We start from the raw sequence: 21,649 nt of genomic DNA, 5'->3' as shown, positions 1-21,649 counted from the left end.
CGGCCTCCGGCTCGACAAGCTCAAGGCGAACGGGAAGAAAATAATTCCCTCAGGCGTCCCGCAACCGTTCGTGATGGCGGATCACTTCATCGATGATGAAGCGCAGGAATTTTTCCGTGAAGTCGGGGTCGAGATTGGCATCGGTCGCAAGCTGGCGGAGGCGGCTGATCTGCCGTTCTTCGCGGCCCGGATCGGCGGGCGGCAGGGCGTGCGTCGCTTTGAACTCACCAACGGCCTGCGTGATCTTGAAGCGCTCGGCGAGCATGAACACGAGGGCGGCGTCGATGTTGTCGATGCTCTCGCGATACCGCTTCAAAGTGTCGTCCACGCTCATCCTCCAAATATCCGCGCGCTTTTTGCTCCATCCGTCGCTCCGTGCAAGCTATTCCCGCTTGCCAACTGCATTTTGCACCGCCACATGGGCCGGGTCATGACCGCACCCGCCTCCGGCCCCTCCTCCGGCCCCATCTCCGGCAATGTCCACCCTATCGGCCGCGCCAACGGCGCGCCTTCGCTCACCCCCATGATGACGCTGGTTGCCGACGGCATGAACCAGGTCAATGCGGTGATTCTGGACCGGATGCAGTCGCGCATTCCGCTGATCCCGGAATTGGCAGGCCATCTGATCGCGGGCGGCGGCAAGCGGATGCGGCCGATGCTGACCCTCGCCTGCGCGCAGCTGGTCGGCTATGCGGGTAGCCGCCATTACAAGCTGGCGGCGGCGGTTGAGTTCATTCACACCGCGACCCTGCTGCATGATGATGTGGTCGATGGGTCTGGTCTGCGCCGGGGCCGCAAGACAGCGAACATCATCTGGGGCAACAGCGCCAGCGTATTGGTGGGCGACTTCCTGTTTTCCCGCGCTTTTGAGCTGATGGTCGAGGCCGAGTCGCTCAAGATACTGAAGATCCTGTCCAATGCATCCGCTGTGATCGCGGAGGGCGAGGTCAATCAGTTGACCGCTCAGCGTCGTATCGACACGAGCGAAGAGCAATATCTGGACATTATCGGCGCGAAGACTGCTGCCCTGTTCGCGGCCGCCTGCCGCATATCCGCGGTGGTCGCGGATCGGGACGAGGCCGAGGAAAAGGCGCTAGACGTCTATGGCCGGAACCTGGGCATCGCATTCCAGCTGATCGATGACGCCATCGATTATGAATCGGACGGCGCGACGATGGGTAAGGATGCAGGCGACGACTTCCGCGACGGCAAGGTGACGCTGCCGGTGATCCTGGCCTATGCGCGTGGATCGGAAGAGGATCGCGCTTTCTGGAAGCAGGCGATCGCAGGCAATCGGGTGAGCGACGAGGATCTGGCGCATGCGACGCTGCTGCTTCGCAAGACCGGCGCCATTGACGATACGCTCGCGCGGGCGCGGCTCTATGGCCAGCGGGCCATCGATGCACTGGGCCGGTTCGATACGGGCAAGGCAAAGGCTGCTCTGACCGAAGCCGTCGAGTTCGCAATCGCCCGCGCTTATTGAGCAACGCCGCCTCCTGCTCCAGCGGCGGCAGGCTCGGCGCGCATCGACGCCAAGTGGCGCGGCGGATAGCTGAGGTGGGACGCCGTTGGACCTAATCCTTTCTCCCGAGACGCTGGCCTTCCTGATGGCTGCGGCTTTGATATCCGGGTGCATCGACGCCATGGCGGGAGGCGGCGGGCTGATCTCCCTGCCCGCATTGCTGGCGGCGGGCGTCCCGCCGGTTGCGGCGGTGGGCACCAACAAGCTGCAATCGTCACTGGGCACCTTTGGCGCCTGCGTCGCTTATGCACGCGCCGGGCACATGGACCTGAGAGCCTATCGCTGGCCCATTGTCGCGGCATTTATAGGGTCAGTGGGTGGTGCCTGGCTGATCCAGCGGGTGGACCCGGCCATTTTGGCGGGATTGATGCCCGCGCTGTTGATCGCGCTGGCGGGCTATTTCACCTTCTCCCCCCGAATCAGCGAAATGGATCGGCACAGCCGGGTGGGACTGGCGGGACTGAGCCTGTTGATCGGCGCTATCGGCTTTTATGATGGCTTCTTCGGACCCGGTGCCGGAGCATTTTACGCAACCATTTTCCTGGCGCTGGGGGGCCTCGGCCTCGTCCGCGCGACGGCTCAGACAAAGGCCGCCAATTTGGCTAGCAATGTGGCGGGCCTGTTGACGATGATGCTGGGCGGCCATGTCATGTGGATTGCGGGACTGACCATGGCCGTCGGCAGCATCACCGGCAGCCAGATCGGATCGCGGCTGGCCATGCGGTTCGGCAGTAAGTTGATACGGCCCCTGCTGATCATCATGTCTCTGGGACTGACGGCGAAGATGCTGCTCGATCCGGGAAACCCGATGCATAAGCTGCTATTCGGATAAGCTCATTCTTTTGAGGGCGACCTTTCGCCTCGCATAGTGGGATTGCACCGGATGCCGATTGGCGCGAGAGGGACGGACATGAGTGCCGCGCTGCCGATCCACGATGTTCTTCCCCGGCTGCTGGACGCCTTGCGGCGGGGGAATAGCGCCGTTCTGGTCGCGCCGCCGGGAGCAGGCAAGACGACGGCGGTGGCGCCCGCGCTGCTGGATGAGCCATGGTGCACGGGGCAGGTGCTGCTGCTGTCCCCCCGCAGGCTGGCGGCTCGCGCGGCGGCAGAGCGCATTGCCGAACTGATGGGCGGCGTTCCGGGCGGGATCGTCGGCTATGCGACGCGGATGGACAGCAGGCAGTCGGCCGCCACGCGCCTGCTGGTCCTGACAGAGGGCATTTTCGTCCGCCGTATTCAGGATGATCCGGAGCTTGCGGACGTGTCGGCGGTCCTGTTCGATGAAGTGCATGAGCGGAGTCTGGACAGCGACTTCGGGCTGGCGCTGGCGCTGGATGCACAGGCGGCATTGCGGCCGGACCTGCGCATCGTGCCGATGTCGGCGACGCTGGATGGGGCGCGCTTTGCGGCGTTGCTGGACGATGCGCCGGTGCTGGAAAGCGAAGGGCGGATACAGCCGCTGGAGTTGCGGCATATCGGCCGGGCGGCGGAAAAGCGGATCGAGGATGAGATGGCCGGGGCCGTGCGAAGAGCGCTGGCGGAAGAGGCGGAGGGCGACCTGCTCGCCTTCCTGCCCGGCGTGGCGGAGATTGAGCGGACGGCGGAGCGGCTGGAGGGGCTTGGCGTGGAGGTGCATCGGCTGCACGGCAGTCTGGACCCGGCGGCGCAGCGGGCCGCTATTCGTCCTTCGCGGGAGGGACGGCGGAAGGTGATCCTTGCGACCTCTATCGCGGAGACCAGCCTTACGATTGATGGGGTGCGGATCGTGATCGACTCCGGGCTGGCGCGGCGGCCGCGTTATGACCGGGCGGCGGGGGTGACGCGGCTTGTCACGGAGCGGGCGAGCCAGGCGGCTGCGACCCAGCGCGCGGGGCGTGCAGCGCGGCAGCGGCCGGGCGTCGCCTATCGGTTGTGGGAAGCGGCGGCGACTGCGGGCATGCCGCCCTTCGATCCGCCCGAGATATTGGAGAGCGACCTTTCCAGCCTGCTGCTCGATTGCGCGCTTTGGGGGGTGAACGATCCGGCGAGCTTGCGCTGGCTCGATCCGCCGCCGCCCGCCGCGCTGGATGAGGCGCGCAAGCGGCTGACGGTGCTGGAAGCGTTGGACGATGATGGGCGGATCACGGCGCACGGCAAAGCGCTGGCGCGATTGCCGGTGGAACCGCGGATCGGACATATGCTGGTGCGCGCGGGCGAGCTGGGGCTGGCCGAGGTGGCGGCGGAGGTGGCCGTGCTGCTGGGAGAGCGCGGGGTTGGCGGGCAGGATGTCGATCTGTCGCAACGGCGGACGCGCTGGCGGCGGGAAAGCGGGAAGCGGGCTGATGCCGCGCGCGCGATGGCGAGGCGCTGGGCGAAGCTGGTCGGCTCCGGGCAGAAGGCAGCGTCGGGCGAGCATGATGCGGGGCTATGTCTTGCGCTGGCCTTTCCTGACCGGGTGGCCAAGCGGCGCTCCGCCGATGGTGCGGAATGGGCCAGCGTTGGCGGGCGTGGGTTTCGGATCGATCCGCTGAGCTCGCTGGCGCGTGAGGAATGGCTCGCGGTAGGGGCAGTGCAGGGAAGCGCGGCTGGGGCGCGTATCCTCTCCGCCGCGCCGATCAGCGAGGTCGAAGTGCTGCGCCTGTTCGGCGGGCGGGTGAAGGAACATCGGACGGTGCGGTTCCGGGCGGAAACCGGAGGGATAGAGGCTCTGCGGGAAAGGCGGCTGGGCGCGGTACGGTTGTCGTCGGGATCAGACGACAGGCCGGACCCAGATGCTGTCGTCTCGGCTCTGCTGGACGGCGTCAGACAGGGCGGGCTCGACCTGCTGCCTTGGTCCGATGCCGCGCGGTCTCTGCGGATTCGGGGGGCTTTTGCAGGGATAGAGGCGCTGTCGGATGCTTCGCTGCTGGCAACGCTCGACGATTGGCTTGCGCCCCTGCTCGCGGGCAAGCGGCGACTGTCCGACATTGACCGATCGCAATTGTCCGGCGTTCTGGAGGGTATTATCGGCTGGGATGGCAAACAGCAGCTCGACAGGCTGGCTCCTCCGGCATTTCAGTCGCCCGCCGGGAGCAGTCATGAGATCGACTATGCGGCCGAGGGCGGGCCGCGCGTGGAGCTTCGCGTACAAGCGCTGTTTGGGCTTGCCGAGCATCCGGTGGTCGGCAGCGGGCGTATTCCGCTGGTCCTGTCTCTCACCTCTCCCGCCGGGCGGCCGATCCAGACTACGCGGGACTTGCCGGGTTTCTGGTCGGGAAGCTGGAGCGCGGTCGCAAAGGAGATGCGTGGCCGCTATCCCCGGCATCCCTGGCCCGACGACCCGGCTGGCGCCGCCGCGACGCTGCGCACGAAACGCGCCGATGCCCGTGGCAAGCCTTGACTTCCGCCCGTCCGCTGGTGCAACGGACGCATCGCCCTTCCCAGGAGTTTGACGCCACGATGGCTGCGCGCATCTATCAGATTCAGAAGAACGCCCTTCAGTCCGGCAAGGCGCGGACTGACAAATGGGTTCTGGAATTTGCGCCGAGCGAGGCGAAGAAGCCGGACCCGCTGACCGGCTGGGCCGGATCGGGTGATACGCAGAGCCAGGTCAAGCTGACCTTCCCCTCGCTGGACGCGGCGCGCGCCTATGCCGACAAGTATGAGATCGGCTACGCTTTCATCCCGACGCCGCCCAAGACGCTGAAGATCCAGGCCTACGCCGACAATTTCCGCTAAAGGCGAGCACGGGGCGGCTCATAATCGGGCGCGATGCTGCCCGATTGCCGCCTTATTCCCTTGCCAAAAGGCGGGACTTGGGGGCAAAAGTCGCCCTTTCATGGGAAAGCTTTGAACAGATAATGACGGATCGCCAGCAGATTTTCGACAGCATCGCCGCGCAGATCGCTCCTTTCAACAAGAAGGGCGTCGAACTGAGCGAGGCAACCAGCTTTGCGGGCGACCTGGAGTGGGACAGCCTGACCGTCATGGACTTCGTCGCGGCGATCGAGGATGAGTTCGATATCATCATCACGATGAACATGCAGGCTGAGATCGAGAATATCGGCCAGCTTGTGGACGCCGTAGCAAAGTTGAAGGGCTAATCTAGCCTTCCCCGTTCGCATCGAGCCGGTCCGCCTTTGCCGAGGACCGATGGTCGAGATGACGGGAAAAGTTCTCGCCTGACGCATCTCGACATGCTCGATGCTGCTCGAACCGAACGGATATATGCGATGACCGACGCTGCTGAAACCGCCACCGACGCCCACACGCCCGCCGAAGTGGCTGACGCGCGCGACCTCTTTTCCAAATTCGATCCGCTGATCGCCGAGCGCGAGGCGCTGCTGGCGACCGGTGTGCGTGATCCCTTCGCGATCGTCATGGACGAGGTGAAGTCCCCCACCCAGGCGGTGATCAAGGGCAAGGACACCATCCTGCTCGGCACCTATAACTATATGGGCATGACTTTCGACCCGGACGTCGTCGCGGCGGGCAAGAAGGCGTTGGACGAGTTCGGAGCAGGCACAACCGGCAGCCGCGTGCTCAACGGCACCTATCAGGGCCATAAGGAAGTCGAAGACGCGCTGATGGAGTTCTATGGCACGTCGGGTGCCATGGTGTTTTCGACGGGCTATCAGGCTAACCTCGGCATGATTTCCACATTGGCGGGCCGGGGCGACTATGTCGTGCTGGATGCCGACAGCCATGCGTCCATCTATGACGGCTGTTTTCTGGGTGACGCCGAAATCGTCCGCTTCCGCCACAACAGCGTCGAGGATCTGGACAAGCGCCTTGGCCGCCTGCCCGCCGACGCACAGAAGCTGGTGGTGCTGGAAGGCGTCTACTCCATGTTGGGCGACGTCGCCCCCCTGCCCGAGATGGTGGCGGCGGTGCGTAAGCATCCCAATTGCATGATCCTGGTCGATGAAGCCCACGGCATGGGCTTTTTCGGCGCCAATGGCCGCGGCGTCTATGAGGAGCAAGGCGTCGAGAAGGATGTGGACTTCGTCGTCGGCACCTTCTCCAAGTCAGTCGGCACGGTTGGCGGCTTCTGCGTATCGAACCACCCCAAGTTCGAGGTGCTGCGCCTCGTCTGCCGTCCCTATGTCTTCACCGCTTCGCTGCCGCCGAGCGTCGTCGCGACAGCCGCAACGTCCATCCGCAAGCTGATGCACGCGGGCGAAAAGCGCGCGCATCTGTGGAAGAACAGCCAGCGGCTGCACAAGGGCCTCACCGATCTTGGCTTCAAGCTGGGGACGGAAACGCCACAATCGGCGATCATTGCCGTGATCCTGACGGATCAGGCGCAGGCGGTCGCAATGTGGCAAGCGCTGCTGGAGCTGGGGCTCTATGTGAATATGGCGCGCCCGCCCGCCACACCGGCGGGGACCTTCCTCCTGCGTTGCTCGCTTTGCGCCGAGCATAGCGACGAACAGGTTGGCCAGATTATCGGTATGTTCGAGGCGGCGGGGAAGGCAACCGGCGCAATCGGTTGATCGCGCGGATAACCATCGCCGCGATGCAAGGAGATAGGGGGCAGATGAAGCGTGACTGCTCTTTGGAACCTTTTATTCCTTGATATTTCGCCTGTAATGCTGTTCGACTAAGATCTGGGGTTGATGGCAGACAGCTATTACATGGACGACCAGGATTCTGGCTGGCGGGCTGCGGTACGACGCTTTCTTCCGCTGGTCCTCGTGATACTGCTGGTGGGGGCGCTGGGCACCCTGCTTTACAGCGCCAGCAACGCATCCCGCGACCATGAACGGGCGTTGCAGGAACAACGCCGCAGCTTCGAAATCATCGCCCTTGCAAGAGCTTTCGAAGCCAAGACGGCGCGCGCGGAAGTTACGCTGGCGCGATATGTGATCAGCCTAGACCCCGATGTCGGTCGCCTTTTCCAGGATCAGTGGCGCACCGCGTCCAGCCAGCTCAAGCTGCTGAATTACGCCACCCGCCGATCAGGATGGCAGCGCGCCAATGTCCGGGAGTTGCAGCAGGCATTCATCCAGCGCGGCAAGACGCTGAATGAAATAGGGCTGCGCACGACCTATGACCAGAAGATGGCAGCGCTCGCCCAATTCCACAAGGCGGGGCGGTCGGAAGACCTGAAACACATCACCACGTTGCTCGACCGCGTCATCCAGGCGGAAAATGCCCGCCTGCGCGAGCGTAGCCTTGCAGTGAGTCTGGCAGGCAACCGCACGCAATTTGTGGACCGCACATCGAGGCTGTTCGGGTTGGTGCTGTTCGTATGCGTCCTGTTTGCCCTGTGGGTCGCCAATGCCGCCTATACCGAGCGGCGAAACGCGCGGCGCATGGCCGAGATGGAGGCTGAACGCGCCGATCGGCTGGAGGAAGCGGTAACGGCGCGCACGGCCGAACTGTCCGATGCCTATGAACAGCTGAAGAAGGAAACGTCCGAGCGCGCGGCAGCCGAAGAAACGCTGCGCCAGATGCAGAAGATGGATGCTGTCGGCCAGCTGACCGGCGGCATTGCCCATGACTTCAATAACATGCTGGCGGTGGTCGTCGGCGGGCTGGAACTGGCTAAGCGCAGACTGCGGCTGAAGCCGCAGGAGGCCGCGCGGCACCTGGACAATGCGATGGAAGGCGCCAATCGGGCCGCCGCCCTGACCCGCCGTCTGCTCGCTTTTGCACGGTCCGAACCGCTGCTGCCCAGCGCCGTGGACCCCGACGCTCTGGTCAGCGGCATGGTGGAGTTGATCGACCGGTCGATCGGCGATCAGATTACCGTCGCGATCGAGAACCAGGCGAAGGGCTGGCGCATCTTCGTCGATCAGCATCAAATGGAAAATGCCATTCTGAACCTGTGCGTCAATGCGCGGGACGCAATGGATGGACGCGGGCGGCTGGTGATCGGCACGGGCCAGGTGCATCTGGCGGATCACGAAATCGGCGAATGTGCCGAGGGAGACTATGTCACGCTGAGCGTCAGGGACGATGGCTGTGGCATGACGCCCGATGTGCTGGCCCGCGTGTTCGAGCCTTTCTTCACCACCAAGCCGGTCGGCAAGGGAACAGGCCTGGGGCTCAGCCAGATTTTCGGCTTCGTCCGACAGAGCCAGGGTGAAATCCGTATCGAATCCCAGGTCGGTGAAGGCACCTGCGTTTCCATATATCTGCCGCGCAAGGCAGTGGCGGACAGCGCGCTACAAACGGATCCGTCGCTGCCCGAACGCGAGCCGGTACTGCATCCGCCGACACGCATTCTGGTGGTGGAGGATGATCCCCGCGTGCTGAACCAGACGATGGCGGCGCTCGCGGAACTGGGCCATTTGCCCGTCGCCTGCGATCATCCGTCGAAAGCGGCGAAGCTGCTGACCAGTCATCGCGACATCGGCCTGATCATAAGCGACGTGCTGATGCCGGAAATGACAGGCCCGGAAATGGTCCGCACCCTACCCGCCGCCTATGCCAGCCTGCCGGTGTTGTTCGTGACCGGTTATGCGGGGGACATTGCGGAGGGCGCTGACTTTGGCGGACATGAGGTGTTGCGCAAGCCTTACACACTGAAGGGCCTGTCACACGCGCTGTCCAACGCGCTTAGCGGATCGCACCACCCCGGAACAGCCGCGGCAGCAGAGTAAGCGCGCCGATCAGGGGCCAACGACGCTGCCAGGGCTTTATCTGGATCGCGGTTCCGGCATGGCGGTTTATCTTCCACGCCAGATAATCGATGCCGCCCGCATAGGTGAAGCTGGCCTTGGCAAGGCGGATGACGGACAGATATTTGCCGCGTCGTTGCAGCGCGCGCCAATGCTTGGCGGGTTCCGGCGGCGATGGCGGCAAGCCCTGTGCCAAGGCGGCTTCTCCGAAGCGGCGATAGCGATCGGGGTCGGCATCGACGATCGAAACCGAACGCCCCTTCTTCTCCGCCCGCAATTCGGCATTATAGGTAAGTGTGAAACCAGCCTTCCAGAGCGATAGCGGGTCCTGCGCGTCCGTCATGGGACGAGCGAGCGACAACAAGGTGGGTGCGGCGCCCGCCACTGCGCTGATCGCTCGCTGACGGGCGAGGTCGTCCGCTGCCCACAGCAGCCGGGAAGGTTGGGCAAAGCGCGCCCACACAGAGACATTGTCAGCGGCTGGGCTGTTGAGGCGCGCGAAGTCCGCTTCCGACAGCACGGCATATTTCGCCATCAGGCCATTATGTTCGAACGGAAAGACGTTGGGCGGGATCAGGCGGTTGGCCGTGGCGAGCCAGCGCTTTCCATAGGCCGTGCGATAATCCGACACGATGAGGTAAAAATCGAGCATCAACCCATCGAGATTCTGCTCCCGCAGACAGGAGCCGTAAAAGAGCACAGCGCGGGCGGCATGCGGATATTGCGCCGCCAACGCACCGCCCATCGCCGCCGCGCGCGGATCGGCGGGCGCGGTGAGTTCGGCGGTCACAAGGGGCAGGAGTTGATTGGGCATTGCGCTTCCCATACCCATTCACCCTGAACTTGTCGAAGGGTCAGCGCGGGTCGGCTTTCAGGAAGAAGCCCTTCGGAACAGTAGCGACAGATTGTTGGCAGGCATCTCTATAAGCCGGTCCAACGCCAGCCCGCTCGCCGCTGCGGTGGCGACAACATCCTCGACGCGGCGCAATCCCCATTGCGGATCGCGCGCCTTTAGCGAAGCGTCGAAGGCAAGGTTGCTGGGCGCGGTTTCGACATCATCGCGGATGAATGGTCCATAGAGGTAGAGCAATCCACCCGGCGGCAGCGCCCTCCCCGCCCCCGCCATCAGGCCAAGGGTCGCCGCCCATGGGCTGATATGGGTCATGTTGATGCAAAGGATCGCGTCAGCTTTTGTGACCGGCCATGCGGCGGCGGCATCAAGTCTAATGGGCGCGCGAAGATTTGGAAGCCGCGCCTCAGCGCGCCATGCCTCGATCGATGCCAGCGCAACGGGATCGGGGTCGCTCGGCTGCCATTCGAGGGTGGACAGCGCCGCCGCGAAATAGCGAGCATGTTCGCCGCTGCCGCTCGCCACCTCCAGAACCAGGCCGACAGGTGGAAGCGCCTCACGCAATATCGCCAGGATGGCGTCGCGGTTACGCTGCGTCGCGGGCGCATGGCGCTTGCCCGACGCCACGGGACCAGAGCCGGGTTCCCACGGCTCCGGTCTGTCCGTCACTCGGCTGCTTCCACGAGAGCTGGATCGCTCCAGCTAAGGACAGGCTTGCGCGCGGCGAGCGTTTCGTCGAGGCGGCGGCGGGGCGCGAAATAGGGCGCGCCCTTCAGCGCTCCGTCACCCGCCTTCGCGCGTTCGGCGAGGCTGCGCAGCGCTAGGATGAACTGGTCGAGCGCAGCCTTGCTTTCGGTCTCCGTCGGTTCAACCAGCATCGCGCCGTGGACTACCAACGGGAAATACATGGTCATCGGGTGGAAGCCTTCGTCGATCAGGCCCTTGGCGATGTCGAGCGTGGTGAAGCCTTCTGCCAGGCCCTTGTCGCTGAACAGCGCCTCATGCATGCAGGGCCCACTCTGCCCGAAGGGTGCGTCCAGCACATCGTCCAGGCTGCGCAGGATGTAGTTGGCGTTCAGCACCGCATCGCTCGCGACCTGACGCAGGCCGTCCGCGCCGTGGCTGAGGATATAGGTCAGCGCGCGGGTGAACATGCCCATCTGGCCATGGAAGGCGACCATGCGGCCGAAGCTGCTGGCGTGATGTTCGTCCGCCGTCTCTTCCTCGATCAGTATGAACTTGTCGCCCTGCTTTTCGACGAAGGGCAGCGGCGCGAAGGGGGTGAGCGCCTGGCTGAGCACCACCGGGCCGGAGCCGGGACCGCCGCCACCATGGGGGGTGGAGAAAGTCTTGTGCAGGTTGATGTGCATCGCATCGACGCCCAGGTCGCCGGGGCGGACACGGCCGACAATGGCGTTGAAGTTCGCGCCATCGCAATAGACGAAGGCCCCGGCGGCGTGAACCGCGTCAGAGATGGTTTTCATCTCGCGCTCGAACAGGCCGCAGGTGTTGGGGTTGGTAATCATCACGGCCGCGACGTCCGGGCCGAGGCGCGCTTTGAGAGCCGCCAGATCGACGCGGCCATCGGGGGTCGCGGGAATATCCTCGACCTTGTAACCGCAGAAGGCTGCGGTCGCCGGGTTGGTGCCGTGGGCGCTTTCGGGGACGAGGATGACACTGCGCGCGTCGCCACGGGCTTCGAGCGCGGCGCGGATTGCCAGCAGGCCGCACAGTTCGCCATGCGCGCCCGCCTTGGGGCTCATCGCTACCGAGTGCATGCCGGTCAGCTTGATCAACCATTCGGCAAGTTCATGGATCACCGCCAGCGCGCCCTGAACCGTCGATTGGGGGCTAAGCGGGTGGAGGTCCGCGAAACCCGGCATCCGCGCGACTTTCTCGTTGAGACGCGGGTTGTGCTTCATCGTGCAGCTGCCGAGCGGGAACAGGCCAAGGTCGATGGCGTAATTCTGGCGGCTGAGGCGGGTATAGTGGCGCACCGTCTCCTGCTCGGACAGGCCGGGCAGACCGATGCTTTCGGTGCGAGCGAGATTCCCGAGGCGGCTGGCGACCTTGGGCGCCTCGGCGAAGTCAACGCCGGTGGTTTGGGTCGAGCCGATCTCGAAGATCAGCGCTTCTTCCAGCATCAGCGCGCGGTTGCCCGTCGCGGTGACCGGGGCGCTGTCGGCCCCGGTGATGGCTTGCGGCGCGGTGGGGCGGCCTTCCTTGAGCATGGTCATGCCAGTTCCTCCTCAAGCGCCTTGGCAAAGGCTTCGATATCCTCCGAGGTCACGGTCTCTGTGACGGCGACAACCAGGCCGTTGCCGATCTCCGCCGCATCCGGGAACAGGCGGCCAAGCGACACGCCGCCAAGAACGCCCTTGTCGGCGAGGTTGCGGACGACATCACGGGCATCCTTCGACAGGACCAGCGTGAACTCATTGAAGAAGCTGTCGTTGAGCAGCTTGACGCCCGGCACCTGGGCCAGACGCTCGGCTGCCTTAACGGCGAGACCATGGTTCAGCGTCGCGAGGTCCCGCAGGCCCTTTTCGCCCAGCAACGTCATGTGGATGCTGAACGCCAGCGCGCAGAGGCCCGAATTGGTGCAGATGTTCGATGTCGCCTTCTCACGGCGGATATGCTGCTCGCGGGTGGAGAGGGTAAGCACGAAGCCACGCTTGCCCGCCGCGTCCACCGTCTCGCCACAAAGGCGACCGGGCATCTGGCGGACATATTTCTGCTTGCACGCGAAGAGGCCGAGATAAGGACCGCCGAACTGAAGGCCGACGCCGATCGACTGGCCTTCGCCCACGACGATGTCCGCGCCCATATGACCCGGAGCCTTGATCGCGCCCAGAGCCACAGGCTCGGTCACGACCGCGACCAACAGCGCGCCTGCTTCATGAGCGGCATCGGCGAGCGGGGTCAGGTCAGTGATGCGGCCGAGAATGTCAGGATACTGGACGACGACGCAGCTCGTATCCTTGTCGATCCCGGCGATCAGCACATCGACATCAGTCGCGGCGTCTAGGGTCGGCGCGTTATGCACCAGCGCATCGCCGGTGAACTTCGCCATGGTGTTGGCGACCGAGACATAATGCGGGTGCAGGCCAGAGGACAGGATCGCCTTGCCGCGCTTGGTGATGCGGCGGGCCATGCCGATCGCTTCCCAGCAGGCGGTCGAGCCGTCATACATGGACGCGTTGGCGACGTCGCAACCCAGCAGACGCGCGACCTGCGTCTGGAATTCGAACAGCACCTGCAATGTGCCCTGCGCGATTTCGGGCTGGTATGGCGTGTAGGCGGTCAGGAACTCACCGCGCTGGATCAGATGATCGACGCTGGCAGGCACATGGTGGCGGTAAGCGCCCGCGCCGAGGAAGAAAGGCGCCTCCCCTGCCGACAGATTCTTCCGCGCGAGGGCCGCCATGTGGCGCTCAACCGCCAGTTCGCTGGCATGATCGGGCAATCCCGCGATCTTGCCGGAAAGGCGGGCCTCTGCGGGCACATCGACGAACAGGTCATCGACCGACGACGCGCCGATGACGGACAGCATGTCCTGCCTGTCTGTGTCGGTAAGGGGTAGGTAGCGCATTTCACTTATCTCCCCCCTCCCTTGAAAGGGAGGGGCTTAATTTTAGAGCGAGGCCACGAACTTCTTGTAGGCGGCTTCGTTCATCAGGCCTTCCAGCTCGCTCGCGTCGGCGATGCGGAGCTTGAAGAACCAGCCATCCTCTTCGGCATCGCTGTTCACAAGGGCGGGCTCTTCCTCCAGCGCACCGTTTGCTTCTACGACCTCGCCGGAAATCGGCGCATAGACGTCCGAAGCCGCCTTGACGGATTCCACGACGGCGGCATCGTCGCCCTTTTCGAAGCTAACGCCCTCCGCAGGCAGTTCGACGAACACGATGTCGCCCAACTGCTCCTGCGCATAATCGGTGATGCCGACGGTGGCGATCTCGCCCTCTACGTCGATCCATTCATGTTCGTCGGTGAAATAACGGCTCATTTTACTGCTCCCCTCGGAGTGATTACTTGAAAATCACGACCAACAAAAAACCAGGAAATTCAGGCCTTGCGGCGGTAACGGTGCGGCACGAACGGCATGGGCGCGACGGTGGCGGCGATTCGCTTGCCGCGCACTTCGATTTCCAGCGCAGTATCGATGGCGCTGTGCGGCGAGCTGACCCAGCCCATGGCGATGGGAGCGCCCACGGTTGGCGCAAAGCCGCCCGATGTCACCTCTCCCACCTTGACACCATCGGCGAAGATGGGTGCGCCTTCGCGGGCGGGCAGGCGACCTTCGATCTTCAGGCCCACGCGCCTGGCCCCCGGCCCGTCGGCCAGTTCTTTCATCACGCGCGCATGACCGATGAAGCCGCCTTCTTCCCGACGGCGCTTCTGGATGGCAAAGCCAAGATCAGCGCCGATGGTGCTGACAGCGGACGTCAGGTCGTGGCCGTAAAGAGGAAGCCCCGCTTCAAGCCGAAGCGAATCGCGCGCACCCAGCCCGATCGGCTTTACCTGGGGCAAGGCGCATAGCGCATCGGCCAGCAGCGCGACGTCGGCGGCGGATATGCTGATTTCGAACCCGTCTTCGCCGGTATAACCGGAACGGCTAACCCACAGCGGAACGCCGCGCCAGGTGAAAAGGCCGGACTGCATGAAAAGGAGGTCGGCGGTGTCAGGGATCAGGCTGGCCAGCGCCTCGCCCGCTTCAGGGCCTTGCAGGGCGAGCAGCGCCTGCTCGTCCATATGGTTCATGACGACCTCATCAGGCAGATGTTCGATCATCCAGCCGATATCGTCATATTTGGTCGCGCCATTGACGACCATATAGATGTCCGCGCCGTCAAACGCCCCCGCGCCCAGGCGCGAGACCATGAGGTCGTCGAGTATGCCGCCCTCTTGATCAAGCAGCATCGAGTAACGCTGGCGAAAGGGCTTCAGACCCTTGATGTCGCTCGGCAGCAAATGCTCCAGCGCCTCGTCAACGCCTTCACCGGAAAAGGTGAGCTGACCCATATGGCTGACGTCGAACAGCCCGGCGTGCTCGCGGGTCCAGGCATGTTCGGCCATGATGCCTTCATATTGGATAGGCATATGATAGCCCGCAAAGCCGACCATGCGCGCGCCCTTGGCACGATGCCAGGCATCGAGCGGCAAGTCCTGCAGCGGCAGTTCTTCTTCGATATGGGCGATGTCGTCATTGCCGGACATGAGAGCGGCCTTTCGTGGCAGGGTTCATGGCGACAGACTAATGATCCGGAGTCGGAATCCCGGCGTCTGCCACCCCCTCTGTCACGGAACCTGAGAGCTTTGACCACCGGCCCAGCGACCGGATGGCTTACCCCTTCGGTGGGACGGAATGACCCGTCCGCTTTCCAGAGTGCCTGCCCATGATGCGGTCCTTTAGCCTGAGAGATTCCGGGGCGGTTGCTCCTTCGGCGACGGGGTGGCCTGAAAGGCTTCCCATGCTCTCCCGCATCATGTCCGGTGCCGAATCTATCGAGCGCCGGGGACCCTCTCGCATTGCGGGAAATGGGAGGCGGCGTCAATTGCTCAATCGGCTGCCCGTTCTTCCCTCGCCAACCGATCGGCAAGGTTGCGCGTCATCTTGCGCAGTTCGTCCAGCCGGGCATCGGCCGCAGGATCCCCCAGAATGAGCTGGCCAAGACTGTCCTCGCCCTCGAACAGGCGCAGGAAATGCTCGACCCCGGTGAAGTTGGAATCAGCCACGAGATGGGCGCACAACTCCACCCGGCCCGACCATTTGCGATCACCCCGGCCGCGCAGGAATCCGGCGAGGTCTTCCAACCCGGCTGCGAGCGCGGCGATTTGTGGGTGAAGGGCCATGCCAGACGAAGGCTAGGGCGCGTTCAGGGCGAGCGCAACCGTCGCTTCAGGCGAGAGCCATCTCTCCGAAGATTTCCGCATGGCGCTTTTCCGCATAGCGATCGGTCATGCCCGCGATGAAGTCGCCGATATGCCTGCTACGGCCCGGCTCATTCAGCAGGCGATCGTCCTGCCATTCAGACGGCATGAGTTCAGGCTGCTGCTGATAGGCCCGGAACAGGTCGCGCACGATGATCCGCGCACGGTTCGCGGCGGCGAGTTGCGATGGATGGTGATAGAGCGACGCATACATGAAGCGCTTCAGGTCGCGTTCCTGCGCCGCGAGTTCTGGCGAGAAGCAGACCAGAGGGCGCCCGGCGGATCGCACATCCTCGACCGTTTCTACGCGGGCCTCGGCAATGTTCCGACGGGTGGAAGCGATGAGGTCGTTCGCCATGAGGCCAATCTGTTCCCGCACCAGTTCGCGAAGCAGGCGATCCTGCGGGATGTCCGGATAGCGAGCGCGCACCCGGTCCCAGCAATGTTTGACGACGGGCACGGCAAGCAGCTGATCCAGTGTCAGCAACCCAGCGCGCAGGCCATCGTCAATGTCGTGATTGTCATAGGCGATATCGTCGGCGATCGCCGCCAGTTGCGCCTCCAGCGAGGCATGAGAGGATAGCTCCAGCGGAAAGAGCGCGTCGACTTCCCGCATCGCCCAGCCGGGATGATCGACGGGACCATTATGCTTGGCGAGGCCCTCCAGCATCTCCCAGCTGAGATTAAGCCCCTGGAAACACGGATAAGGCGATTCAAGCAGCATGAGCGTGCGCAGCGTGTGCGCGTTGTGATCGAATCCGCCATGATCATCCAGCGCTGCTTCCAGCGCGTCTTCGCCCGCATGACCGAAGGGTGGATGGCCGATGTCGTGAGCGAGACAGAGTGCCTCGGTCAGATCTTCATTGAGGCCCAGGGTGCGCGCTGTAGTCCGGCCGATCTGCGCCACCTCCAGACTGTGGGTCAGGCGAACGCGGAAATGATCGCCATCGGGGGACACAAATACCTGGGTCTTGTGCCGCAACCTGCGGAAGGCGATGGAATGGATGATGCGATCTCGGTCGCGCTGGAAAATGTCACGGGGACCACGCGTCTCGCCTCCCGCTTCGGGATGCAGGCGGCCACGGCTTCGGGCGGGGTGCGAGGCGTAGGGGGCGAGCGTCGTCATCCGAACGCTCTTACTTGCCTCCGAGCTGTTCGACCACCTCGCCCGCGTCGCTTTGCCAGGCGAAGGCATCGGCACCGGCCGACTTCAGCTTCGCTTCCACCGTCTTGGCGCGCGTGAAGCTGGCGAAGGGACCGATCAGCAGGCGGTTGGTACGGCCCCAGCTGGCGACCCAGCCGTCCTGCGGCGCAACAGCGTCATATTTCCGGCGAAGAGCCTTGAGCGTGAAGCCCAGTGCATTGCGGTTAGCACCTGTGCCGATTTGCACCCAATTGCGCGAGGGATTGGCGGCGAGCCGCGCCTTTTCCTCGGCGGCTTTCTTCGCCTTGGCGTCAGCTTCGGCTTTCGCTTTGGCCTTGGCTGCTGCGTCGGCCTTTTCCTTGGCCGTCGTGGCTGCCTTCTTCGCCTTGTCGGCGGCTACCTGCCGTTCGGCGCGGCGGGCGGCCTGAAGCGCTTCGATCTCGGACAGGTCGACAGCGGCTACGCTCGCCTGGCGTTCGGAGTCCGGGACGTCGATAGCGTGTATGATGTCGGCCAATGTCCGGGTCGCTTGCGGATCGGGCTGCTGCGACGCTGGAACAGCTGCTGGTGCTGGGGCGCTGGGCTGGCCGTGAGACGCGGGTAGCGGAGCGGCCGGGCGCGGGGCGGGATCCTGAATTGAAGCGGGCGGCCCCTGTACCTGTGCAGGGCGCGTTTCAGTCGACGTCTGCGCGAGCGTAGAGGGCGCGGGGCTGGCCAGAACTGGACGAGCGGGCGGCGCTGGCGTGGGCGCTGGCGAAGGTCGGCTTGGCTGTGGCAGTTGCGCGCGCGCCGCCGGAATGGCGGGCTGCGCGGGGGCCGGAGATGCCGCCTGAACTGGAGCCGAGGCCACCGTCGGCGCGGAAGGCCGGGGCGTCGCAGCCGCCAGTGACGTCCCCACATTGGTCGGGAAGTGACCGAAATGCACCGCCGCCGCCTTCTGCGCCGGGGTGAGATAGGGCATTTTCTCCATATAGGGCGCCAAGGCTGCGGCAAGTTGCGCGGGCAAGGTTTGGCTGGCGATCTTTCGCGCCTCGGCCTGCTTGTTGTTCATCGCCAGAATGAACGCGCGGTATCGCCAAGCGGCGCGATCACTCTTGTACAGGAGGGGCTGGAGCGCCTTTTCGGCCGCATCGACCTGACCCGAAATCCCCAGCGACGCGGCATAGCGATAGGTTAGTTCGGCATCATCCGGCGCGCGCTTGAGGGCCGCTTGATAATCCCGCTGAGCCCCCGCCTGATCTCCGGTCATGTCCCGCGCAAGGCCACGGTCCGCCAACAGCGTTGCCTCGCCGTAGCCGAGACGGGTAGCCTGATCGAACAAGCGCAAGGCCTCGGCAGGATTTTGCGCCTTGAGCGCGACCCGGCCAAGCCCGGCCTTCACTCGCCCATTGTTGGGCTGGATCGCATCGGCACGCGAGAAGAAGCCAGCCGCCGCCCGCATGTCATCCATCTCGATCGCAGCATCACCCGCTCCGACCAGCGCATCGACGTCGCGCGGATTGGACGCGAGGCGAGACAGGTTCCGGCTGAGATTTTCAGCGCCTGACGGCCTGATCGACTGGATCTGAGCGGGCTGTGCCTGGGCGGTTCCCGTAAGGAGCAGGCCGCCAAGGATCCATAAAGCTGAGCGTTTCACACTAGCCCTTTACCGGATCGATGCGTGAATGGGAAATTTACCGAAAGATAAAGCGCGCCCGACCGCCCGATGCAGCCGATGGCGCGCTTCAAACCATAAGACAGCCTGTGGACCCCCGTCTTACTGATTGCTTTGACGGTTGAGGAACCGCGGAATGTCGGGCGTCGATCCGGCATCGTCGCTCAGTCCGGCATTCTTGTCGGAACCTCGCGTGAGACCGGCCATACGTTCGAACAGGGTTCCGCCAGAAGCGGCACGCGGCGCAGCCTGAGGCGCGGGAGCCGGAGCCGGTGCAGGCTGTGCTTCGACTTCCTCTGCCCCGAGCAACAGTTCATCTTGCGACGGGTCCTCATCCGAAAACACGGCAGCAGGACGCGCGGAGGCAGCCGCCGGGGCAGGCCGAGGCGCTGCGGCGGCCCGTTCCTCGACCGGGGCCGCAATCGGCGCGGGCTCGGGGGCGGCAGGCACATCGAGTTCGAGCGTTTCGGGCTCGGATTCGGGGGCTGAAGCCGGAGCAGGCTGCGGGGCCGGACGCGATGCTGCGGCGGGAACCGCAACGGCGGGGCGGCTGGCAAAGCTGAACGGCTGGGTCAGCGGCGCCGCGCCACCAGTAGCCTCGCTATCGATGCCGGTGGCGACGACCGACACGCGGATTTTGCCGTTGAGCCCGTCATTGAAGGCCGAACCCCAGATGATATTCGCATCCGGATCAACCAGTTCGCGAATGTGGTTCGCGGCTTCGTCGACTTCCATCAGACGCATGTCGTCGCCACCCACGATGGAAACGATGACACCCTTCGCGCCGCGCATCGACACGCCGTCGAGCAGCGGGTTGGCGATCGCCTTTTCCGCCGCCTGAAGCGCACGGCCGTCGCCTTCCGCTTCGCCGGTGCCCATCATCGCCTTGCCCATCTCGCCCATCACGGAACGGACGTCAGCGAAGTCGAGGTTGATGAGGCCCGGCATGACCATGAGGTCGGTGATGCCGCGAACGCCCTGCTGCAACACCTCGTCAGCCATCTGGAAGGCTTCCTTGAAGGTGGTGTTCGGGTTCGCGATCAGGAACAGGTTCTGGTTCGGGATGACGATGAGGGTATCGACATGCTTTTGCAGTTCCTCGATGCCGCTCTCGGCCGACTTCATCCGGCGATTGCCCTCGAAGGTGAAGGGCTTGGTCACCACGCCGACGGTCAGGATGCCCTTGTCACGCGCCGCCTTGGCGATGACGGGCGCAGCGCCGGTCCCGGTGCCACCGCCCATGCCAGCGGCGATAAAGCACATATGCGCACCGTTCAGCGCCTCTTCGACCGAGACGATGGTTTCCTCAGCCGCCGCTTTGCCGATTTCCGGACGCGAACCTGCGCCCAGACCTTCGGTGATCTGCGGGCCAAGCTGAATGCGGCGCTCGGCGGGCGAGGCGTTCAGCGCCTGCGCGTCGGTGTTGGCGACGATGAAATCCACGCCCTCAACCGACGCGGCGATCATGTTCGCGATGGCATTACCGCCCGCGCCGCCTACGCCGATCACCGCGATGCGAGGCTTCAACTCGTCCACATGCGGTGGGCTGATCTCAATGCTCATAAATTCTAGCTCCCTCCAGCTTCGGCGACATGAGCGAAACTGTCATCGAAAGTTAATGCAACAGAAAATAGCGTATTTCACTAGCAAAGTTCGTCTGGCTTTAGATTTATTCAATAGTTTGTCTTCATCGCCCGCACCATCCGCTGCCACCATTGCGGCGCATTGATACGATGAACGGTCTGGGGCGCAGGCGCTATCGTTCTAAGATCAACCGGGTTTGATGCGCCGTAAAGCGCCAGACCGGCGAGCGTTGCGAAGGCAGGGCCGCTATGCGCCTCCGGCAACGCAGCCAATCCACGAGGCCTGCCGATCCGGACGGCCCGGCCCAGCGCACCCTGCGCATAGTCGGCGATGCCCTTCATTTCCGCGCCGCCGCCGGTCAGCACGACCTGACGCCCTGTCGGCGTATTGAAGCCCATGCCCGCGAGCGCGGCGTTGACCTCCGTCATCAACTGGTTCAGCCGTTCGCAGATGACGGCGACCAGCGCGGCGCGGGTGATCTTGCCGCCGTCCGCATTGGGACCAGCGCTCTGCCCCGGCACGGCAACGTCTCCATGGGGCGCCGCGATCTCGATCATCTCACGGAAGTCGCGGCGGTTCTGCATTGCCGAACCGTAGAAACATTTGATCCGCTCGGCCTGGCTGCGGCGAATGCCGAAGGCGGAGGCGATATCATCGGTAATGTCCGAGGCGCCGATCGGGATGCTGTGCAGCCCAACCAGCATGCCGCCCGCATAAAGCGAGACATTGGTCACGCCCGCGCCCAGTTCCACCAGCGCGACGCCCAAGTCCCTTTCCTCCTCGGAAAGACAGGCAAGGCCGGTCGCGATTGGCGAAGCGACAATCGAATTGACGTTGAGATAGGCCCCACGCACGCACAGGTCGAGATTGGCGAGCGGCGCGCCGTCCGCCAGCACGACATGGATATCAACGCCCAACAGGTCCGCATGCATGCCGAGCGGCTTCTTGACCGGCACCTTGCCATTGATGGTGAAGCAGGTGGGCTGGGCATGAAGCACCACGCGCCCATCGGGATCGATACCCTGCTGGCCCGTCGCGAGCAGATCGTCGATGTCCGGCTGCTCGACGCGATAACCGCCCATGTCGCGCTCGACCGTCACAACGTCGCTAACGAGGCTCCCGCCAGAGAAGCTGACCCACACATCCTCGATGTTGGTGCCAGCGACCCGCTCCGCCTGCTCGACCGTTTCGCGCACTGCCAGTTCGGTGCGCTCCATGTCGGCGATGAAGCCCCGCCGTACACCGCGGCTTTCCCGTTGGCCCGTGCCCAATATCGCGAGTTCACCCGTTTCGGTCCGGCCAGCAATAAGCGCGGAAACCTTCCACGATCCGATGTCGATCGCGGTGACGAGTTTATCGACCTTGGGCTGGGCCATGC

At 64.2% G+C, this 21,649-nt stretch carries 19 protein-coding genes and 1 riboswitch; of the genes, 7 read left to right on the top strand and 12 right to left on the bottom strand.

Annotated features, from left to right (window positions below; genetic code table 11):
- Positions 1-49 precede the first annotated feature (49 nt).
- A complete protein-coding gene (locus tag ACZ5ZH_RS01500) occupies positions 50-328 on the bottom strand; it encodes a chorismate mutase (protein ID WP_460987585.1) in 279 nt (92 codons plus the stop codon).
- A gap of 90 nt (positions 329-418) precedes the next feature.
- Between ACZ5ZH_RS01500 and ACZ5ZH_RS01495 the strand changes: the two genes are divergently transcribed.
- From ACZ5ZH_RS01495 to ACZ5ZH_RS01465, 7 genes are all read left to right on the top strand, one after another.
- On the top strand, positions 419-1,483 hold the full coding sequence (locus ACZ5ZH_RS01495) for a polyprenyl synthetase family protein (protein ID WP_464771954.1): 1,065 nt from the start codon (positions 419-421) through the stop codon (positions 1,481-1,483).
- A gap of 124 nt (positions 1,484-1,607) precedes the next feature.
- The gene (locus ACZ5ZH_RS01490) at positions 1,608-2,354 is read left to right on the top strand and encodes a TSUP family transporter (RefSeq protein WP_464771953.1); all 747 of its coding nucleotides are present in this window, start codon (positions 1,608-1,610) and stop codon (positions 2,352-2,354) included.
- Between the two features lie 78 nt (positions 2,355-2,432).
- On the top strand, positions 2,433-4,880 hold the full coding sequence (gene hrpB / locus ACZ5ZH_RS01485) for an ATP-dependent helicase HrpB (protein WP_464771952.1): 2,448 nt from the start codon (positions 2,433-2,435) through the stop codon (positions 4,878-4,880).
- 59 nt (positions 4,881-4,939) lie between these two features.
- Positions 4,940-5,218 (top strand): ETC complex I subunit, encoded by a 279-nt coding sequence (locus ACZ5ZH_RS01480; protein ID WP_460987583.1) that lies wholly within the window; start codon positions 4,940-4,942, stop codon positions 5,216-5,218.
- Between the two features lie 122 nt (positions 5,219-5,340).
- Positions 5,341-5,583: an acyl carrier protein gene (locus ACZ5ZH_RS01475; protein ID WP_449471372.1), complete on the top strand. Its 243-nt coding sequence runs from the start codon at positions 5,341-5,343 to the stop codon at positions 5,581-5,583.
- A 129-nt stretch (positions 5,584-5,712) separates the two neighbouring features.
- The gene (gene spt, locus ACZ5ZH_RS01470) at positions 5,713-6,975 is read left to right on the top strand and encodes a serine palmitoyltransferase (RefSeq protein WP_464771951.1); all 1,263 of its coding nucleotides are present in this window, start codon (positions 5,713-5,715) and stop codon (positions 6,973-6,975) included.
- 141 nt (positions 6,976-7,116) lie between these two features.
- The gene (locus ACZ5ZH_RS01465) at positions 7,117-9,090 is read left to right on the top strand and encodes an ATP-binding protein (protein WP_464772570.1); all 1,974 of its coding nucleotides are present in this window, start codon (positions 7,117-7,119) and stop codon (positions 9,088-9,090) included.
- Here the strand turns inward: ACZ5ZH_RS01465 and ACZ5ZH_RS01460 are convergent.
- From ACZ5ZH_RS01460 to ftsA, 11 genes are all read right to left on the bottom strand, one after another.
- A complete protein-coding gene (locus ACZ5ZH_RS01460; protein WP_464771950.1) occupies positions 9,047-9,922 on the bottom strand; it encodes a hypothetical protein in 876 nt (291 codons plus the stop codon). The genes ACZ5ZH_RS01465 and ACZ5ZH_RS01460 overlap by 44 nt on opposite strands.
- Before the next feature lie 57 nt (positions 9,923-9,979).
- Positions 9,980-10,627: a DUF938 domain-containing protein gene (locus ACZ5ZH_RS01455; protein WP_464771949.1), complete on the bottom strand. Its 648-nt coding sequence runs from the start codon at positions 10,625-10,627 to the stop codon at positions 9,980-9,982.
- On the bottom strand, positions 10,624-12,195 hold the full coding sequence (gene gcvPB, locus ACZ5ZH_RS01450; RefSeq protein WP_464771948.1) for an aminomethyl-transferring glycine dehydrogenase subunit GcvPB: 1,572 nt from the start codon (positions 12,193-12,195) through the stop codon (positions 10,624-10,626). The genes ACZ5ZH_RS01455 and gcvPB overlap by 4 nt, the downstream gene beginning before the upstream one ends.
- Positions 12,192-13,550: an aminomethyl-transferring glycine dehydrogenase subunit GcvPA gene (gcvPA, locus tag ACZ5ZH_RS01445; RefSeq protein WP_464771947.1), complete on the bottom strand. Its 1,359-nt coding sequence runs from the start codon at positions 13,548-13,550 to the stop codon at positions 12,192-12,194. The genes gcvPB and gcvPA overlap by 4 nt, the downstream gene beginning before the upstream one ends.
- A gap of 42 nt (positions 13,551-13,592) precedes the next feature.
- Entirely contained in the window at positions 13,593-13,964 is a 372-nt protein-coding gene (gene gcvH / locus ACZ5ZH_RS01440) for a glycine cleavage system protein GcvH (protein ID WP_449471362.1), read from the bottom strand.
- Between the two features lie 59 nt (positions 13,965-14,023).
- Entirely contained in the window at positions 14,024-15,175 is a 1,152-nt protein-coding gene (gene gcvT / locus ACZ5ZH_RS01435; protein ID WP_464771946.1) for a glycine cleavage system aminomethyltransferase GcvT, read from the bottom strand.
- Positions 15,176-15,350: 175 nt separating this feature from the next.
- Positions 15,351-15,450, bottom strand: a riboswitch (glycine riboswitch).
- 67 nt (positions 15,451-15,517) lie between these two features.
- Positions 15,518-15,811 carry a hypothetical protein gene (locus ACZ5ZH_RS01430; RefSeq protein ID WP_464771945.1) on the bottom strand — a complete coding sequence of 98 codons (294 nt, stop codon included), beginning with the start codon at positions 15,809-15,811 and terminating at the stop codon, positions 15,518-15,520.
- 46 nt (positions 15,812-15,857) lie between these two features.
- On the bottom strand, positions 15,858-17,015 hold the full coding sequence (locus ACZ5ZH_RS01425; RefSeq protein WP_464771944.1) for a deoxyguanosinetriphosphate triphosphohydrolase: 1,158 nt from the start codon (positions 17,013-17,015) through the stop codon (positions 15,858-15,860).
- A 10-nt stretch (positions 17,016-17,025) separates the two neighbouring features.
- Positions 17,026-18,669 (bottom strand): tetratricopeptide repeat protein, encoded by a 1,644-nt coding sequence (locus ACZ5ZH_RS01420; RefSeq protein ID WP_464771943.1) that lies wholly within the window; start codon positions 18,667-18,669, stop codon positions 17,026-17,028.
- 120 nt (positions 18,670-18,789) lie between these two features.
- Positions 18,790-20,250, bottom strand: a complete 1,461-nt coding sequence (ftsZ, locus tag ACZ5ZH_RS01415; protein ID WP_464771942.1) for a cell division protein FtsZ — start codon at positions 20,248-20,250, stop codon at positions 18,790-18,792.
- Positions 20,251-20,360: 110 nt separating this feature from the next.
- Positions 20,361-21,647: a cell division protein FtsA gene (ftsA, locus tag ACZ5ZH_RS01410; protein ID WP_464771941.1), complete on the bottom strand. Its 1,287-nt coding sequence runs from the start codon at positions 21,645-21,647 to the stop codon at positions 20,361-20,363.
- Between the last annotated feature and the right edge of the window lie 2 nt (positions 21,648-21,649).

The sequence above is a fragment of the Sphingobium sp. TomMM7A genome (genome assembly GCF_055397305.1).
This window is presented reverse-complemented; position numbering and strand designations above follow the sequence as displayed.

Bases quoted from the DNA above. Each gene is read 5' to 3' on its own strand.
- ACZ5ZH_RS01495 (WP_464771954.1), top strand. From the start codon at position 419: ATGGGCCGGGTCATGACCGCACCCGCCTCCGGCCCCTCCTCCGGCCCC.
- ACZ5ZH_RS01490 (WP_464771953.1), top strand. From the start codon at position 1,608: ATGGCTGCGGCTTTGATATCCGGGTGCATCGACGCCATGGCGGGAGGC.
- hrpB (WP_464771952.1), top strand. From the start codon at position 2,433: ATGAGTGCCGCGCTGCCGATCCACGATGTTCTTCCCCGGCTGCTGGAC.
- ACZ5ZH_RS01480 (WP_460987583.1), top strand. From the start codon at position 4,940: ATGGCTGCGCGCATCTATCAGATTCAGAAGAACGCCCTTCAGTCCGGC.
- ACZ5ZH_RS01475 (WP_449471372.1), top strand. From the start codon at position 5,341: ATGACGGATCGCCAGCAGATTTTCGACAGCATCGCCGCGCAGATCGCT.
- spt (WP_464771951.1), top strand. From the start codon at position 5,713: ATGACCGACGCTGCTGAAACCGCCACCGACGCCCACACGCCCGCCGAA.
- ACZ5ZH_RS01465 (WP_464772570.1), top strand. From the start codon at position 7,117: ATGGACGACCAGGATTCTGGCTGGCGGGCTGCGGTACGACGCTTTCTT.
- ACZ5ZH_RS01460 (WP_464771950.1), bottom strand. From the start codon at position 9,922: ATGCCCAATCAACTCCTGCCCCTTGTGACCGCCGAACTCACCGCGCCC.
- gcvPB (WP_464771948.1), bottom strand. From the start codon at position 12,195: ATGACCATGCTCAAGGAAGGCCGCCCCACCGCGCCGCAAGCCATCACC.
- gcvPA (WP_464771947.1), bottom strand. From the start codon at position 13,550: ATGCGCTACCTACCCCTTACCGACACAGACAGGCAGGACATGCTGTCC.
- gcvH (WP_449471362.1), bottom strand. From the start codon at position 13,964: ATGAGCCGTTATTTCACCGACGAACATGAATGGATCGACGTAGAGGGC.
- gcvT (WP_464771946.1), bottom strand. From the start codon at position 15,175: ATGTCCGGCAATGACGACATCGCCCATATCGAAGAAGAACTGCCGCTG.
- ACZ5ZH_RS01430 (WP_464771945.1), bottom strand. From the start codon at position 15,811: ATGGCCCTTCACCCACAAATCGCCGCGCTCGCAGCCGGGTTGGAAGAC.
- ACZ5ZH_RS01425 (WP_464771944.1), bottom strand. From the start codon at position 17,015: ATGACGACGCTCGCCCCCTACGCCTCGCACCCCGCCCGAAGCCGTGGC.
- ftsZ (WP_464771942.1), bottom strand. From the start codon at position 20,250: ATGAGCATTGAGATCAGCCCACCGCATGTGGACGAGTTGAAGCCTCGC.
- ftsA (WP_464771941.1), bottom strand. From the start codon at position 21,647: ATGGCCCAGCCCAAGGTCGATAAACTCGTCACCGCGATCGACATCGGA.